The 12,868-nt window shown below is 58.5% G+C and carries 18 protein-coding genes and 1 tRNA gene; 8 read left to right on the plus strand and 11 right to left on the minus strand.

The genetic code is table 11. The features are described from left to right. The first annotated feature begins 25 nt into the window (after nucleotides 1-25). From KVH01_RS03255 to KVH01_RS03270, 4 genes are all read left to right on the plus strand, one after another. Nucleotides 26-943: a LysR substrate-binding domain-containing protein gene (locus KVH01_RS03255; RefSeq protein ID WP_404821992.1), complete on the plus strand. Its 918-nt coding sequence runs from the start codon at nucleotides 26-28 to the stop codon at nucleotides 941-943. 15 nt (nucleotides 944-958) lie between these two features. Then, nucleotides 959-1,375 carry a fosfomycin resistance glutathione transferase gene (fos, locus tag KVH01_RS03260; protein ID WP_217880437.1) on the plus strand — a complete coding sequence of 139 codons (417 nt, stop codon included), beginning with the start codon at nucleotides 959-961 and terminating at the stop codon, nucleotides 1,373-1,375. Nucleotides 1,376-1,420: 45 nt separating this feature from the next. Then, on the plus strand, nucleotides 1,421-2,062 hold the full coding sequence (locus tag KVH01_RS03265) for a LysE family translocator (protein WP_217880438.1): 642 nt from the start codon (nucleotides 1,421-1,423) through the stop codon (nucleotides 2,060-2,062). 120 nt (nucleotides 2,063-2,182) lie between these two features. After that, complete coding sequence (locus KVH01_RS03270; RefSeq protein ID WP_217880439.1) at nucleotides 2,183-2,710, plus strand: DUF4142 domain-containing protein; 528 nt, start codon at nucleotides 2,183-2,185, stop codon at nucleotides 2,708-2,710. Between the two features lie 56 nt (nucleotides 2,711-2,766). Here KVH01_RS03270 and KVH01_RS03275 read toward each other — a convergent pair whose 3' ends face one another. Next, a complete protein-coding gene (locus KVH01_RS03275) occupies nucleotides 2,767-3,192 on the minus strand; it encodes a low affinity iron permease family protein (protein WP_217880440.1) in 426 nt (141 codons plus the stop codon). A gap of 178 nt (nucleotides 3,193-3,370) precedes the next feature. On the opposite strand from KVH01_RS03275, the gene KVH01_RS03280 reads away from it, so the two are divergent. Beyond that, entirely contained in the window at nucleotides 3,371-4,153 is a 783-nt protein-coding gene (locus KVH01_RS03280; protein WP_217880441.1) for a GNAT family N-acetyltransferase, read from the plus strand. Here the strand turns inward: KVH01_RS03280 and KVH01_RS03285 are convergent, their stop codons facing one another. From KVH01_RS03285 to KVH01_RS03305, 5 genes are all read right to left on the minus strand, one after another. Then, entirely contained in the window at nucleotides 4,154-4,654 is a 501-nt protein-coding gene (locus KVH01_RS03285) for a methylated-DNA--[protein]-cysteine S-methyltransferase (protein ID WP_124399709.1), read from the minus strand. Nucleotides 4,655-4,752: 98 nt separating this feature from the next. Continuing rightward, entirely contained in the window at nucleotides 4,753-5,064 is a 312-nt protein-coding gene (locus tag KVH01_RS03290; protein ID WP_217880442.1) for a hypothetical protein, read from the minus strand. Between the two features lie 82 nt (nucleotides 5,065-5,146). Continuing rightward, entirely contained in the window at nucleotides 5,147-5,557 is a 411-nt protein-coding gene (locus KVH01_RS03295; RefSeq protein ID WP_043046364.1) for a type II toxin-antitoxin system HicB family antitoxin, read from the minus strand. Nucleotides 5,558-5,579: 22 nt separating this feature from the next. After that, nucleotides 5,580-5,762, minus strand: a complete 183-nt coding sequence (locus KVH01_RS03300) for a type II toxin-antitoxin system HicA family toxin (protein ID WP_217880443.1) — start codon at nucleotides 5,760-5,762, stop codon at nucleotides 5,580-5,582. A gap of 166 nt (nucleotides 5,763-5,928) precedes the next feature. Continuing rightward, complete coding sequence (locus tag KVH01_RS03305) at nucleotides 5,929-6,822, minus strand: LysR family transcriptional regulator (RefSeq protein ID WP_217880444.1); 894 nt, start codon at nucleotides 6,820-6,822, stop codon at nucleotides 5,929-5,931. A 95-nt stretch (nucleotides 6,823-6,917) separates the two neighbouring features. Between KVH01_RS03305 and KVH01_RS03310 the strand changes: the two genes are divergently transcribed. Next, a complete protein-coding gene (locus KVH01_RS03310; protein WP_217880445.1) occupies nucleotides 6,918-8,081 on the plus strand; it encodes an MFS transporter in 1,164 nt (387 codons plus the stop codon). An 80-nt stretch (nucleotides 8,082-8,161) separates the two neighbouring features. Here the strand turns inward: KVH01_RS03310 and KVH01_RS03315 are convergent. The 4 genes from KVH01_RS03315 to KVH01_RS03330 form a co-directional block, all read right to left on the minus strand. Continuing rightward, nucleotides 8,162-8,235: transfer RNA gene (locus KVH01_RS03315), tRNA-Gly, on the minus strand. A 166-nt stretch (nucleotides 8,236-8,401) separates the two neighbouring features. After that, nucleotides 8,402-9,286 (minus strand): alpha/beta fold hydrolase, encoded by an 885-nt coding sequence (locus KVH01_RS03320; RefSeq protein WP_217880446.1) that lies wholly within the window; start codon nucleotides 9,284-9,286, stop codon nucleotides 8,402-8,404. Nucleotides 9,287-9,587: 301 nt separating this feature from the next. Then, the gene (locus KVH01_RS03325; RefSeq protein WP_217880447.1) at nucleotides 9,588-10,280 is read right to left on the minus strand and encodes a 16S rRNA pseudouridine(516) synthase; all 693 of its coding nucleotides are present in this window, start codon (nucleotides 10,278-10,280) and stop codon (nucleotides 9,588-9,590) included. Further along, complete coding sequence (locus tag KVH01_RS03330) at nucleotides 10,270-10,482, minus strand: cysteine-rich CWC family protein (protein WP_217880448.1); 213 nt, start codon at nucleotides 10,480-10,482, stop codon at nucleotides 10,270-10,272. Before KVH01_RS03330 ends, KVH01_RS03325 begins: the two co-directional genes overlap by 11 nt. A gap of 244 nt (nucleotides 10,483-10,726) precedes the next feature. Between KVH01_RS03330 and KVH01_RS03335 the strand changes: the two genes are divergently transcribed. After that, nucleotides 10,727-11,086, plus strand: coding sequence for a hypothetical protein (locus KVH01_RS03335; RefSeq protein WP_217880449.1), 360 nt, complete (start codon nucleotides 10,727-10,729; stop codon nucleotides 11,084-11,086). Between the two features lie 153 nt (nucleotides 11,087-11,239). After that, nucleotides 11,240-11,731: a DUF3757 domain-containing protein gene (locus KVH01_RS03340; protein WP_217880450.1), complete on the plus strand. Its 492-nt coding sequence runs from the start codon at nucleotides 11,240-11,242 to the stop codon at nucleotides 11,729-11,731. Here KVH01_RS03340 and KVH01_RS03345 read toward each other — a convergent pair. Further along, nucleotides 11,679-12,791, minus strand: coding sequence for an enoyl-CoA hydratase/isomerase family protein (locus KVH01_RS03345; RefSeq protein WP_217880451.1), 1,113 nt, complete (start codon nucleotides 12,789-12,791; stop codon nucleotides 11,679-11,681). The genes KVH01_RS03340 and KVH01_RS03345 overlap by 53 nt on opposite strands. Between the last annotated feature and the right edge of the window lie 77 nt (nucleotides 12,792-12,868).

A 12,868-nucleotide genomic window follows, 5' to 3' on the forward strand; every position in this document is an offset into this window, starting at 1 on the left:
TAAATTCCAAATTTTTATGCCGAGCATGCAGCTGATGAATGACCTGCGCCGCATCGATCTGAACCTGCTGGTGATTCTCGACGCCTTGCTCAGCGAGCAACATGTCACCCGCGCTGCCGAGCGCCTGCACCTGAGTCAGCCGGCAGTCAGCCATGCGTTGGCGCGCTTGCGCGATATGCTCGGTGACCCGTTGCTGGTGCGCCAGGGCGGTACACTGATCCCAACGGCTCGTGCCCTGGAGCTGGCGGCGCCGTTGACCGAAGCCCTTGCCCAAGTGCAGGCGCTGCTGGCACCGAATCGTTTTGACCCTGTCTCGGCCAAGCGCCGGTTTCGTGTGGCGATGTCGGACTACAGCGCGGCGATTATCCTGCCCAGCTTGGTCCGCGTTCTACGCCATGAAGCGCCCGGCATCGATCTGCAGATCATCCAGGCCAGCCGTGAAGGTATGGTCGACGGCGTGCTCAATGGCGATCTCGACCTGGCGGCTGGCGTATTCCCCGATATGCCCGCCGAACTGCGTACTACGCCTTTGTTTGAAGAGCATTACACCTGCCTGGTCGACCGCAGCAGCCTTGCACCCAGCGGCGTGCTCGACTTGCCGACTTACCTCGCACGCCCCCATGTGCTGCTGGAGATGCGTGGCAGTGGCACGCCGGAAATCGAACGGGCACTGAGGGCAATACGTGAACGGCGGCATGTGGCGATCAGCTTGCCGCATTGGGGCGTGGCGCCACAGTTGATCGAGGGCACGGACCTGATTTTGACGGTGTCGTCCCGCGGTTTACTGGATATCGATCATGCACGCCTGTTGACCGTGCCGCCGCCCTTTCATATTCCGTCATTTGCCTTTGAGCTGGCCTGGCATGCGCGGCGGGGTGGGGATTCGGGGTTGCAGTGGTTGATTGGGCGGGTGCGGAGTGTATTGTCAGACGGTCACCAATAACCACGGGAAATCTACATGCTCAGCGGCTTTAACCACCTGACCCTGGCCGTGACCGATGTGCCGCGCAGCGTCAGTTTTTATCATGAGTTGTTGCACCTCCGGCTTGACGCCACCTGGGACAACGGTGCCTACCTGTCATTACCCGGCCTGTGGCTTTGCCTGTCACTGGACCCGTTGCGTCCGAGCGTGCCAGCGGCGGACTATACCCACTATGCGTTCACCGTCGAGGCCGCTCTTTTCGCCGCGCTGGTCGACCGCCTGCGGGCGGCTGGCGTGCAGGAGTGGCGCGACAACCGCAGCGAAGGCGCGTCGTTTTATTTCCTCGATCCTGACGGCCATAAACTGGAGGCCCATGTCGGCGACTTGGCCTCGCGCCTGCGAGCGTGTCGCGCCAAGCCTTATGTGGGAATGAAGTTTTACCCGTCGCGCTGAAACATGCAGAATCAATCACCTTCACACGTCTGTCAGAGCCTACCTATGACCCCCTCCTTGCTGCTCGCCGTCCTTGCATCGGGTTTTATCTACGGTATTACCCCTGGCCCGGGTGTCTTGGCTGTGTTCGGCATCGGCGCTGCCCGTGGTCGACGTGCCGGGGCGGGTTTCCTGTGTGGGCATTTGCTCGGCGATGTGGTGTGGTGCAGCACGGCGCTGATTGCCATCGTCGGTGCGCGGGAAGTCGGCAGCAGCGCGTTCGATGTACTGGGTGTGCTCAGCGGTGTGTATCTGTTCTGGCTCGGCTGGCGGGCGATCCGCACCCAGCGCCGCAGCGGCGATGCGCCCCAGGGCGCGGCGCGGCATCCGTTCTGGCATGGCATTCTGTTCGGCCTGACCAACCCCAAGGCGTATCCGGTTGCCGTGGCGACCTTCACGGCGTTGCTGTCCAGCCGTGCAGAGTTGCTGACCTGGTCGATGCTGCCCTCGCTGATCTTCCTGAGCTTTATCGGTGGCCTGCTGGCCTACGCGATTCTGATCGGCGTGGTTGGCGCCCAGCGGGTGCGTACGGTGTATCAGCGTCATGAAATCCTGATCACCCGGCTCTGCGGCGTGATGTTTATCGGCTTCGCCATCAATGCCCTGGCGCACGCGCTGCCGGGCCTGTTCGGCAATAAACCGGCCTGACGCATCCACGACCGTTCGTCGCACTGGCAGGTTTTTTCTAAACCTTTGCCGCGCAAAAAATTCCAACTCAGGGCGGGGCATGTTTTCCCCGCACTTATTTTTGCCCTGGAGGAACCCATCATGAGCCGCATGGCTATCCGGTTACGCACCGCCAGTTTCGCGATGCTGCTGGGCCTCGGCGCCAGCAATGCTTTCGCCCAGTCGCCTGCCGAATTCATCGAGCAGGCTTCGGCCAAAGGCATGGCCGATATCGAAACCAGTCGCATGGCCCACGCCAAGACCTCATCCCAAGAGATCAAGGACTACACCATCGAGGTCATCAACGAACGTACCCTGGCCAACCAGCACTTGGCAGCCATCGCCAAGAAGCTCGACTTGCCGGTAGCACCTCGGGAAAAGATCGTTGATAAAGCCGAAACCCTGATGCCCGAACTCAAGGACGGCGACTCCTTTGACGCTGCCTACACCGCACAACAGATCAAGGAAAACGAGGACGCTATCGCCCTGTTCAAGAAAGAAGGTGCCGCGTCGGATGTGCCGGAAATAAAAGCGCTCGTGGATGAAACACTGCCCAAGCTCGAAGAGCGTCTGCAAAAAGCCCGGGCCCTGGCATCGACCTATGGCAAGGGGCATCAAGGTGATGGCTGAGGTTATTACGTGAAATAAAAAAACGGCGATTGGATCACTCCAACCGCCGTTTTTTTTCAGGCCTGGTGCAGGTCAGTCTTGATCTGCGCTGCATCGTCGGCCGCGGCCCCGCAACTGCTGTTCAAACTCACCTTGTCGCTGCTGCCAATGCTGCGGTACTCCTTGCGCAGTCTTTCAAGTTCTTTGCGGTCCAGGCCATCCAGGCTGAGCACGGCATTCTGTGCGTCCTTGGATGCGCGCAAGAGTTCATCGATCTTGATATGCAGGATGTCGTTATCCCGGTTTTGCGTGTTCTGAATCAGGAACACCATCAGGAAGGTGATGATGGTGGTCGAGGTGTTGATGATCAGTTGCCAGGTGTCGTTGTAGTGAAAGTACGGCCCGCTCAGACTCCATAGGAGAATCAGCGCGACTGCCGCGTAGAAGGTCCTGGGACTGCCTGCCCAACGGGACAGGGTTTGGGAGACTGCAGAGAATTTCATGACCGTTTTTCCTCAAAAAGGGTGATGAAAATACTGACCGCGGGCAGTCGCTGAAATTTCTTTTTACAACTTAGCATGTGCACAAAATTGAGCGTTTTTCTGCCAGGTATTTAGGCATGAACCTACGGCGTCCTGAAACGGCCAGAGCAAGACTGGGTTTTTTATCTGGAAATTGCCCATGCGTGCTGACCCTGCTTTTGAACTGGACACACTTTATCACCTGACCGAAGACCATTATTTTGCCGCCACCTGCCTGACGCATCACCGCTACTGCGCAGCCATCAACGCGTATTTTATTGACGAGGATGATTTCCCGTTGAATTTGCTGTTTATTCGTCTTGGCAGCGGTCCGTTGGGAGATGAAATGGCTGCGACACTCGAGCTGATCCGACGCACCCTGATTGAAGTACGCCTAGTGATTCATGAGCAAAAGGTCGAGGGCTTGCGCGAATTGCTTGCCGGGCTCGATTTTCAGCCCGCTGAAAAGACTACGGCGATGGTGCTCCAATTGTCAGCGCTTATTCCATCAGAGGGTGAGGGTGATGTGCAGGTCCGCCTGACACGGGATTTGAATGAGTGGGCCGTTCCGCTTGGCAATGCGTACGCGATGCTGCCCGAGGTGGCTGCGCATTATCAGGCCCGACACCAGAGGGCCCTTGACGCTGGTGAAAGCCTTTATCACTTCACCCTGTCCGCCGAGGGGCAGGTGAGCTGCTCTTTGACCTTGTCGCTATGCAATGGAGAGGCCCGGCTTAATGATGTTGGCACGCTCATTAACTCGCGCGGGAGAGGCTATGCCACGCGTTTGATCCAAGAGGCCCTGAATCATGCGTCGAGCCTGGGCGCCCAGCGATGCTTTCTCGAGGCATCGGAGGGCGCCGTCCCGCTGTATCGCAAGTTGGGTTTCGAGCGTTTATTCGACTACCGGGCTTTTGTTCGCGTGGCTGTACCAGGCCTATGATCAGAAAGCCATTTTGACTTGGCCGCGATCTTCGAGGGTCAACAGATACTGTTTGGCCTCAAGCCCTCCTGCAAACCCGGTCAGCCCGCCCGATGCACCCACCACGCGATGGCACGGTGCGATGATCGAGATCGGATTACGCCCGTTGGCGGCGCCTACTGCACGCACGGCCTTCGGGTTGCCGATCTGCTGGGCGATCTGGCTGTAGCTGCGGGTTTCGCCGAACGGAATGGTCAATAGGGCCTGCCAGACTTGCTTTTGAAAGTCGGTGCCCGCGAAGTCCAGTTCCAGCTCGAACTGATTGCGCGTTCCAGCAAAGTATTCCGTCAATTGGCGCTCGGTTTCCAACAGCACCGGGTTGTGGTTGGCCTCGATCAATTCACCCAGGCGCACGCGGTTGGCACGTTCTGCTTCCCAAAGGATAGCGCTGAGTTTGCCCTCACGCGCCACCAGCGTAAGTTCACCGACGGGGGAGGGCATGAGCTTGTAGTGGTAAGTCATGAGCAGGCTCCTCGAAAGGGCGTTAATGGGATGACGCTACTGTAGCTGCACCTGCTGGCGAGGAAACTACGTTTCTTGCGGTCAAATTCGTCGCCAGGCTAGAAGTTCCAGTAAACCCAACTGGAATAGTACGGGTACCAATAGAGCCATGAGATCCAATAGAGCGCCACGAGCACTGATGCATGACCCATCGCCAACGAAATCACATTGAGCACGGTCATGATCAGCGCGAAAAGCGTCACGCGCCGGCTGGCATGGCGCGAGGCGAACCTTACGCCGTAAACCGATGCTGCAATCGATCCGAGTATCAGTAACCAGCCAAGGGGAAATGGCAGCCTTAAAAACGAGACCAGCAGCGGCACCACTACCACCCAGCCAACCACTTGACGCAGGATAGGTTTTCCAAGCATGGGGTGCTCCGGATCTCTGAATCGACGAGCTGACATCATCACGATGTGTATTCGTCACCACCGTAAGATTTTACTTAGGTAATTACCGGTCCTGCTGCAATACCTTGAGCGCTGCCGACGCCAGGAACCCCGAGCGGCTTTTTTCTTCCGGATGACTCAACACATATTCATCGATGCGATTCAACAGGTACCCCGGCAGGGTGATGTTGAGTTTTTGCGCCTTGCCCAGGTACTTGGTGACATCGATGTCCACTACTGCCCACGTGCAGCCGGCGTACTGTGGGTTGGCGGCATGCAGGGTGACTTTCTGGGCGCTGGGGATCGGGGCGCCATCTTCTGCCAGGATCTCGAAGTGCCCCTCGATGGCTTCGCGGGCCATCGCCATGGCGTCGTCCAGGTCATCGCCGGCGGAGTAGCAACCTGGAATATCCGGGACCTCCACGCCCCACGCGTGGTCCTTGTCACCGGTTGAAATTGCGATGGGGTAAAGCATGTGTGTTGCCCTCCAGGGACGGTTAACTCAACAGAGCCTGTTTCAAGATGCTCTTGGCGGTCTTATCCAGCAGGTCCTTTTTTGGATGAGGGATCGTTACCAACCCTGGCTTCGTCGGGTGCTTGCAATGGTGATGACTGCCCCTGATGCGTACAAGATACCAACCGTCTGCAACGATATGACCGATCAAATATCGACTGTCCACATCACCTCCTTGTGGTGTGTGTTGGTGGTGACTATAACCACTGAAAAAAAATAATCAACACGCTACCTACCAGCGGTAGCTGTGCGGTTTTTCAGTAAGCGTTGAATAAAGTGTATGGGCGCGCATCCAAGGCGGAGTGGAGAGGTATTGCAAGGATTTTCAGGGGCTAACGGGTATGCAGTGACTGCTCAAGTACGCCGAGAAATGCATCCGCCAATACACTTCTTGCTGATGCCGGGGTCAGTACCAGCAACTCTGCACACGCATCCACTTCCTGCATTGGCCTATAGGTCACGCCCCTATTCATCAGACTCTGCGTACAGTCCGGCACCAGCGCCACGCCCTGTCCGGCCGCCACCAGGGCGATGATCGAAGTGATCTGCCGCCCGGTCGGCCCAGGCCGCAACGGATGGCCATGGTTGCGGTAAAGTTGCTCGATGGACTGGTTCAAGCCTGACCCATAGTCAGCGGGAAACAGAATCAGCGGGTAAGTGCTCAGTTGCGCCAGGCTGACCATCGCCTGGCTCGCCAACGGGCTGTCGCTGGAGACCGCTGCCACCAGCCGTTCTTCACCCAGCGACAATACCTGGACATCAGTGTTTTTTGGCAACAGCCGGCTCAAGCCGATATCCAGGCGCCCATCTGCGACCTGCGCGCCCAGACCGCCGGAGGCGCACTCCACCAAGGTCAGTTGCACATCGGGAAAGCGCTGGGCGAAGGCCTGGATGGCGCGGCTGAACAGGTCTGACAGGGCGATTGAGCTGACGTAGCCCAATGTCAGCTGACCCGCCGTGCCGGCAGCCAATTTACCGGCGATCACCTGCGCCAACTGCACCTGTTCCAACACGCTCCTGGCGTAGGGCAGGAACGCCCTTCCCTGGGCAGTGAGGGTGACCGTGCGGCTGGTGCGGTCAAACAGCTTGAACCCCAATTCGGCTTCCAGGGCGGAAATCTGCCGGGTCAGCGGCGGCTGGGCCAGATGCAGGCGAATTGCTGCGCGGCCGAAGTGCAATTCTTCGGCGACCGTCAGAAAGTAACGCAGCTTGCGTAGGTCGAGCATCCTGGTCCTTGGGTATCAATCGGTCGGAATTCGGTATTGGTTTTAAGCCCTCTGGCCATTCTATAAAGACCGCACAAAATAAAACGAGAAGTTTCATGAAACCGCACCTGCACTGTGCCCGCCTTGCCCTGTTCCTGTGTGGTTGCGCGGCGTTTCTCAATCTCTATGCCACCCAGAGCATCTTGCAGGTGTTCGCCGCGCAATTTCATATCAGCGCCAAGACCGCGGGATGGAGTATTACCGTGACCACGCTGGCCGTGGCGATGACTGCGCCATTTGTCAGCCGCCTGACCCGGCACTTCGAACAGCGCACCGTGATCTCGACTGCGGCGTTGCTGCTGGCCGGACCGGTGTTGATGACGGCCTATGCTGACAGTTTCGCGCAAGTGCTGGTGTGGCGCTTTGTCGAGGGCATGTTGATCCCGTTTGTGTTTGCCTCCAGCGTTGCCTACATCGGCGATCGCTGGCGCGGCGGCACGGTGACCGAAGTCACCAGCCTTTACGTGGCGGGCACTGTGTTGGGCGGGCTTGGCGGGCGCTTCATCATCGGGGTGGTGACCGAATATGTGGGCTGGCGTGAAGCGTTTGAGTGGCTGGCGGTACTGAGCTTGATGGTGGGCGGTTTTATTCAGTTTCTGCTGCCGGCCAACCGCCCGCGGGCGCAGCAGGTCCAGGCGGCTTCGTCAGGTGTTTGGTGCAGGCCGTTGCTGGCCGCTTACGCCGTAGGCTTTTGCGTGCTGTTCTCGCAAGTCGCTGCTTTTACATACGCAGGTTTGTACCTTGGCTTACCGCCGTTCAACCTCGGGCCTGCCGCCTTGGGGACGCTGTACATGGTGTTTCTGTTGGCGTTGATCGTGATCCCCATCGCAGGCCGGCTCAGTAAAGCTCGCCCGCATGCCGAACTTCTGAGTGTCGCTGCTGTGCTGGGTGTGACTGGTTCGGCCCTGACCCTGGTGCCTGCCCTGTGGTGCATCGTGGTGGGCCTGGCCCTCAGTTCCACCGGCGTGTTCCTCGCCCAGGCCGCTGCCAATGCCTTCACCACCGCTACAGCTGGCGCCAACAAGGCAGGTGCCGTGGGACCCTACCTCAGTTGTTATTACGTGGGGGGCAGCTGCGGCGCCATCGTCCCGGCACTGATCTGGGAGCGCTGGGGCTGGACCGGTTGTGTGGGGCTGATCATCGGTTTCCAGGTGATGACCCTGTTGATCGCGCTGGCCGGCTGGAAGCCCCTTAAACCTGAGCTGATCCGCGTACCATGACCCATAAAAAAACCGGCCACCAAGGGCCGGTTCTTATGCATTCGCGCCAGAACCATTCCGACGCAAGCGCAAAATCTGAGTGGAGCGGGTAGAGGGAATCGAACCCTCAACTAAAGCTTGGGAAGCTTTCGTTTTGCCACTAAACTATACCCGCTCAGAGCGGCTGACTTTGTACCAGATGTCCGCCAGAATTTGAAGTTTTTCTTCGAAAAATGTGCGGGTTGCATGTGGCGAGGGCGCTCGCTCACGCTGGAGTGCGAAGCGCTCCTACAGACAGAGGCTCTGCTTCGCACCCCAAGTCGCTCCCGTCAGCCTTCATTTCAGATGGCAAACGCCTGCTGGGCATGACCCTGCTGATACCGCAACCTGCTCACCTGCCGCTCCGGTTTCAAGAAGCCCACCACCGCCTCTCGGCTGTCCCTACACGCCGCTTTATGCTCCATATCCAGGAAATGCCCCGTTGCCTGGATGGTGCTGAAGCTGCTCTTGGCTACATGCTGGCCAAACAGCTTGGCATCTTCGGCACTGGTGTATTCGTCCCATTCACCGTTCAGGAACAGCACCGGAATGTCGATCTGCCTCGCCGCCTTGAGGTAGCACAGCCGGTCGCTGTTGAGCACGTGGCTGATATGGAAGTGCATCTGCCCGTATTCATGCTCGGCCAGGCTGCTGACGTGGCGGTAGTTGAAGCGTTTGAACAGCGACGGCAAGTGTTTGCCGAGGGTGCTGTTGACCAACTGGCCGACGCGGTCGCGGTCGAGGTTGCCGAGATAGTCGACGCCGCGTTCGAGGTAGTCACGCATGGGGGTGTTGATCACTGGCGAGAATGAGCTGATCACGGCTTTCTCCACGCGGCGAGGCCGGTGCGCGAGGGCGACCAGAGTGGCAGCACCGCCCCAGGAGAAAGACAGCACGTGCTCGGCGGCGAAGTGGGCGAGCAGCTCCAGGAGAATCTGGCCTTCGACTTCCTTCGTCAGCATTTGCTCATGACGGTTATGGATTTTTGAGCGGCCAGCGTAGGGCTGGTCGTACAAAACCACATTGAATTGCGGGTACAGGCTTTTCACGGTTTGAGCGAAGGACGCCGTGGTCGCCATGGAGCCATTGACCAGGACGATGGTCTTTTCAGCTGCGTCCGCGCGATAGAACTCCGTATACACCCGATACTGCCCCTGTATATCCAGCACAGCGATTTCTGGCCTCATGTCGTAAGACTCCTGGCAAGCGGGTAGTGCGCGCAGATCACTCTGCACGAGCTTTGTGACAGGTAGGCATACGCCTGGAAAGGAGGGCCCATGTCCGGCCGATGACGGCTGGTGCACGGGTGTAGTCATGGCGGCTGTTTGCCGGAAAGGCCCGTCAATCAAGCGCGGGCGAGGCAAAGTCTTTCTTGGAGATTATGGAGGTTCATCAGCCTGAAACTGGCTCAGACCCTGATTCAAGCAGTCCACACGGCAGGTCGCAAGGCGACAGCGCGGTTTCTTGTCATCATCGGCCGAACGGTCGTCAGACTTGTCGGATTTCTTCGTCAGTCAATGGCCGATATTGGCCCGGCGTCAGCGCCGCATCCAGCACCAAAGGTCCCATTCGCTCACGATGCAGGCCGATCACCTTGTTATCAAAATACCCGAACATGCGCTTCACCTGATGGTAGCGCCCTTCGATGATGCTCAACCGCGCCGTTCTTGAACTCAGTAGTTCAAGCTCGGCGGGTTGGGTGGTGAGGTCTTCGAAGGCGAAATACACACCCTTGGCAAACATCGCCGCGTATTCCGGGCCGATGTCCTGCTCGGTTTGCACGTAGTAAACCTTGGGCAACTTGGTCTGTGGTTGCGTCAGGCGTCGCGACCATTGGCCGTCGTTGGTGATCAGCATCAGGCCGGTGGTATTGAAGTCCAGGCGTCCGGCGATATGCAGTTCGGCCTTGTCCGGTTCATCCAGCAGGTCCAGGACCGTGGGGTGTTGTGGGTCCGAAGTGGCGCTGACGCAACCCTGGGGTTTGTGCAGCATGAAATAGCGCGCCGGCTTACCCGCCTGCAGTATGGCGTCATCAACGCAGATCAGGCTGAATTCACGTACGTCATGATGAGCGTCGCTGATCACAACACCATCGACGGACACTCGGTGTTCCGCGAGCAGCAGGCGCACTTGCTGGCGATTGAACTGCGGCAGGTTGCTGAGAAAACGGTCAACGCGCATTGCGCTGACGCATCTGGTCGTCCACCTGGGCACAGCGTGGGCACAAGCAGGCTTGATTGCGCAGTTCATCAGGCAAGGCTGCAAGCACCGCCGGGTCGATGGTGACGCTGTAGCACCAGCAGGCTTGGTCGGCGGTACGCGGGTCGGCCAGTGTGCAGTCGTTGCGGGCACCGCAAGCGGGGCAGAGGGATGGCGTGGTCATCGGTCGGTTCAGGCAGGCATCGGGCAGGGTTGCGCAAGTTCTTGCACGATACAGTGCTGCTCAGTCGCATTCCATCTCCCTGTCCTGAAGACAGGTATTCAATTCGTCCGAAACAGATGTTTCTACTTATGTCGTCAGCGCACCAGATTCTGTTTTTGATGTCAGATATTTCGTCATTCAGTGAAAGCTGAATGCCGCTTCCCAGCGTCGCTGGAGGAGCTCTTCCGCGGTCCAGGAGGCCGCCATGTATCGACGACTGCTACTTATCGCTTTGCTCGGCCTGACCCTTTGCGCCTGCGTGCCCTACTACGATGGAGGCTCTACTTACTACCGTTCTGAGGTCTACACCGCACCTGCGCCGGCCTATTACTACGGTGGCCCGCGTTACTCCCCGTATGGGCGCAGTTACTACGCTCCAGCGCCTCGCTACTATGCGCCACCGCCTCGTTATTATTCCGCGCCGCGTTACTACCAGCCCGCGCCGCGTTATTACCCGAGGGCCGGTTACCGGCCCTATCAGAACCAGGGATGGGGCAATCGCTGGGGCAACGGTGGGCATGGCCGTGGTTCCGATCACGGAGGTGGCCGAGGCGGTCACCGTTAAATGTTTTGAAAAACAAGCGGCGCCTGATGCGCCGCTTTTTTTTACCGTTTGTCGGTACTGTCAGATTTAACAGCTATCTTTGGGTTTCTAGATGCATTTCACTACGTGAGGCTGTGTATGCCCCGTAGAGAAAATGGGTGAATGGAACCTGCTATGTTCAAACGATTGATGTGTCTTCTCTTAATGATGGGCAGCGTTGCTGCCCTAGCCAGAGCGGAACAGGGTTGCCCTTATCCCTTGATGATCAAGCATGTCGATGAGCATTTTGAAGTCGTGGATAAAAATGTGCTGTGGCAGAGCCAGAAAGTCGAGAGCCGCGATTTTATCGACCGGTTTATCGGCGCCGTATTTACCCCGGGCAAAGGTGAGGAACGGCAAGGCGGCTACATGGACAAGTGTATCTATCGAACGGGCGGGGGCGCCGTTGTCGCCTTGAGACCAAGCCCGCCTGGTGTTCCGACCAGCATGTCGTTGACTGATACGTTGTATTGGCGGCTAGACAAAGATCTATTCGGCCAACCGGTTTATTTGTGTGACGAAGGGCCGCCGGATAACTGCGCCTTCAAGGTAGCCGACAAAAACCGTAAAGCTGTCAAAATTCGGATAAATCCGCCAGAGGATTCCTACCTTCCCACGCCTTATTGAAGTGTGCCTGCACCACTGCTTCCGGAAGCGTGTTGATATCCGGCCAGTGCCAATGGGGCGTCTGGTCTTTATCGATCAGGCGCGCCCGGACCCCTTCGGCGAATTCCGGGTGACGGCAGCAGTTGAGACTGATGGTGTATTCCATCTGGAACACCTGGGCCAGGGACAGATGGCGAGCGCGCTGGATCTGCTCCCATACCAGATGCGCCGTCAAAGGGCAGCCTTCACTGAGGGTTTTGCCGGCGCGGCTCAACAGCGGGTCGCTGTGATCACGCAGCAGGCTCAATGCACGCCAGGCACAGCGTACATCCCCCACATCCAGCCACTCGTCGATCTGCCCGCGGCGGGGCAGCCACTGCGCTTCGGGTTGCTGGCTCACCGCTTCCTGGGCCAGGGCCTTGAGCAAGCTGTTGAGTTGCATGGCGGTTTGTTCCTGCCAGTTCAGTTGCAGCAGGCCATTGAGCAATTCGTCTTGCTGGTCATCGCGCAGGAAGCGGTCGGCCAGGCCCAGGTCCAGTGCATCACGACCGTTGATATGGGCGCCGGTGAGGCCCAGGAATAACCCGAGCTTGCCCGGCAGGCGGGAAAGAAACCAACTGGCACCGACGTCCGGGTAAAGGCCGATGCTGATTTCGGGCATGGCCAGGCGGCTGCTTGGCGTGACGATGCGCACGGAAGCGCTTTGCAACAGGCCCATGCCGCCGCCCAGCACATAGCCGTGGCCCCAGCAGATCAGCGGCTTGGGGTAGGTGTGCAGGCGGTAATCGAGGCGATATTCGGCAGCAAAAAACTGCGCGGCCAAGGCCGGGACTTCGCCGGGTTGTTCACGGCATTCCTGGGCCAGGCTGCGCACCTCGCCACCGGCGCAAAAGGCTTTGGGCCCATTGCCGCGCAACAGCACGCAGACGATTTGCGGGTCTTTGGCCCAGGCATCCAGGCGGTCGCTCAGCGCGAGGATCATCGGTAGGGAGAGGGCGTTGAGGGTCTTTTCTGCGTCCAGGCTGGCGATGCCAATGCGGGCGCCGCCACTGCCGGTCAGTTCTTCGAAGTGCAGGTTCATCGTGACCTCAATCGAGAAGGTGAAGGATGAGTATGATCCCTTCGTGGGAAAGTGCCGGTGGTGTGTCAGATCAATTG

Source organism: Pseudomonas khavaziana, assembly GCF_019145205.1.
GTDB classification, from domain to species: domain Bacteria; phylum Pseudomonadota; class Gammaproteobacteria; order Pseudomonadales; family Pseudomonadaceae; genus Aquipseudomonas; species Aquipseudomonas khavaziana.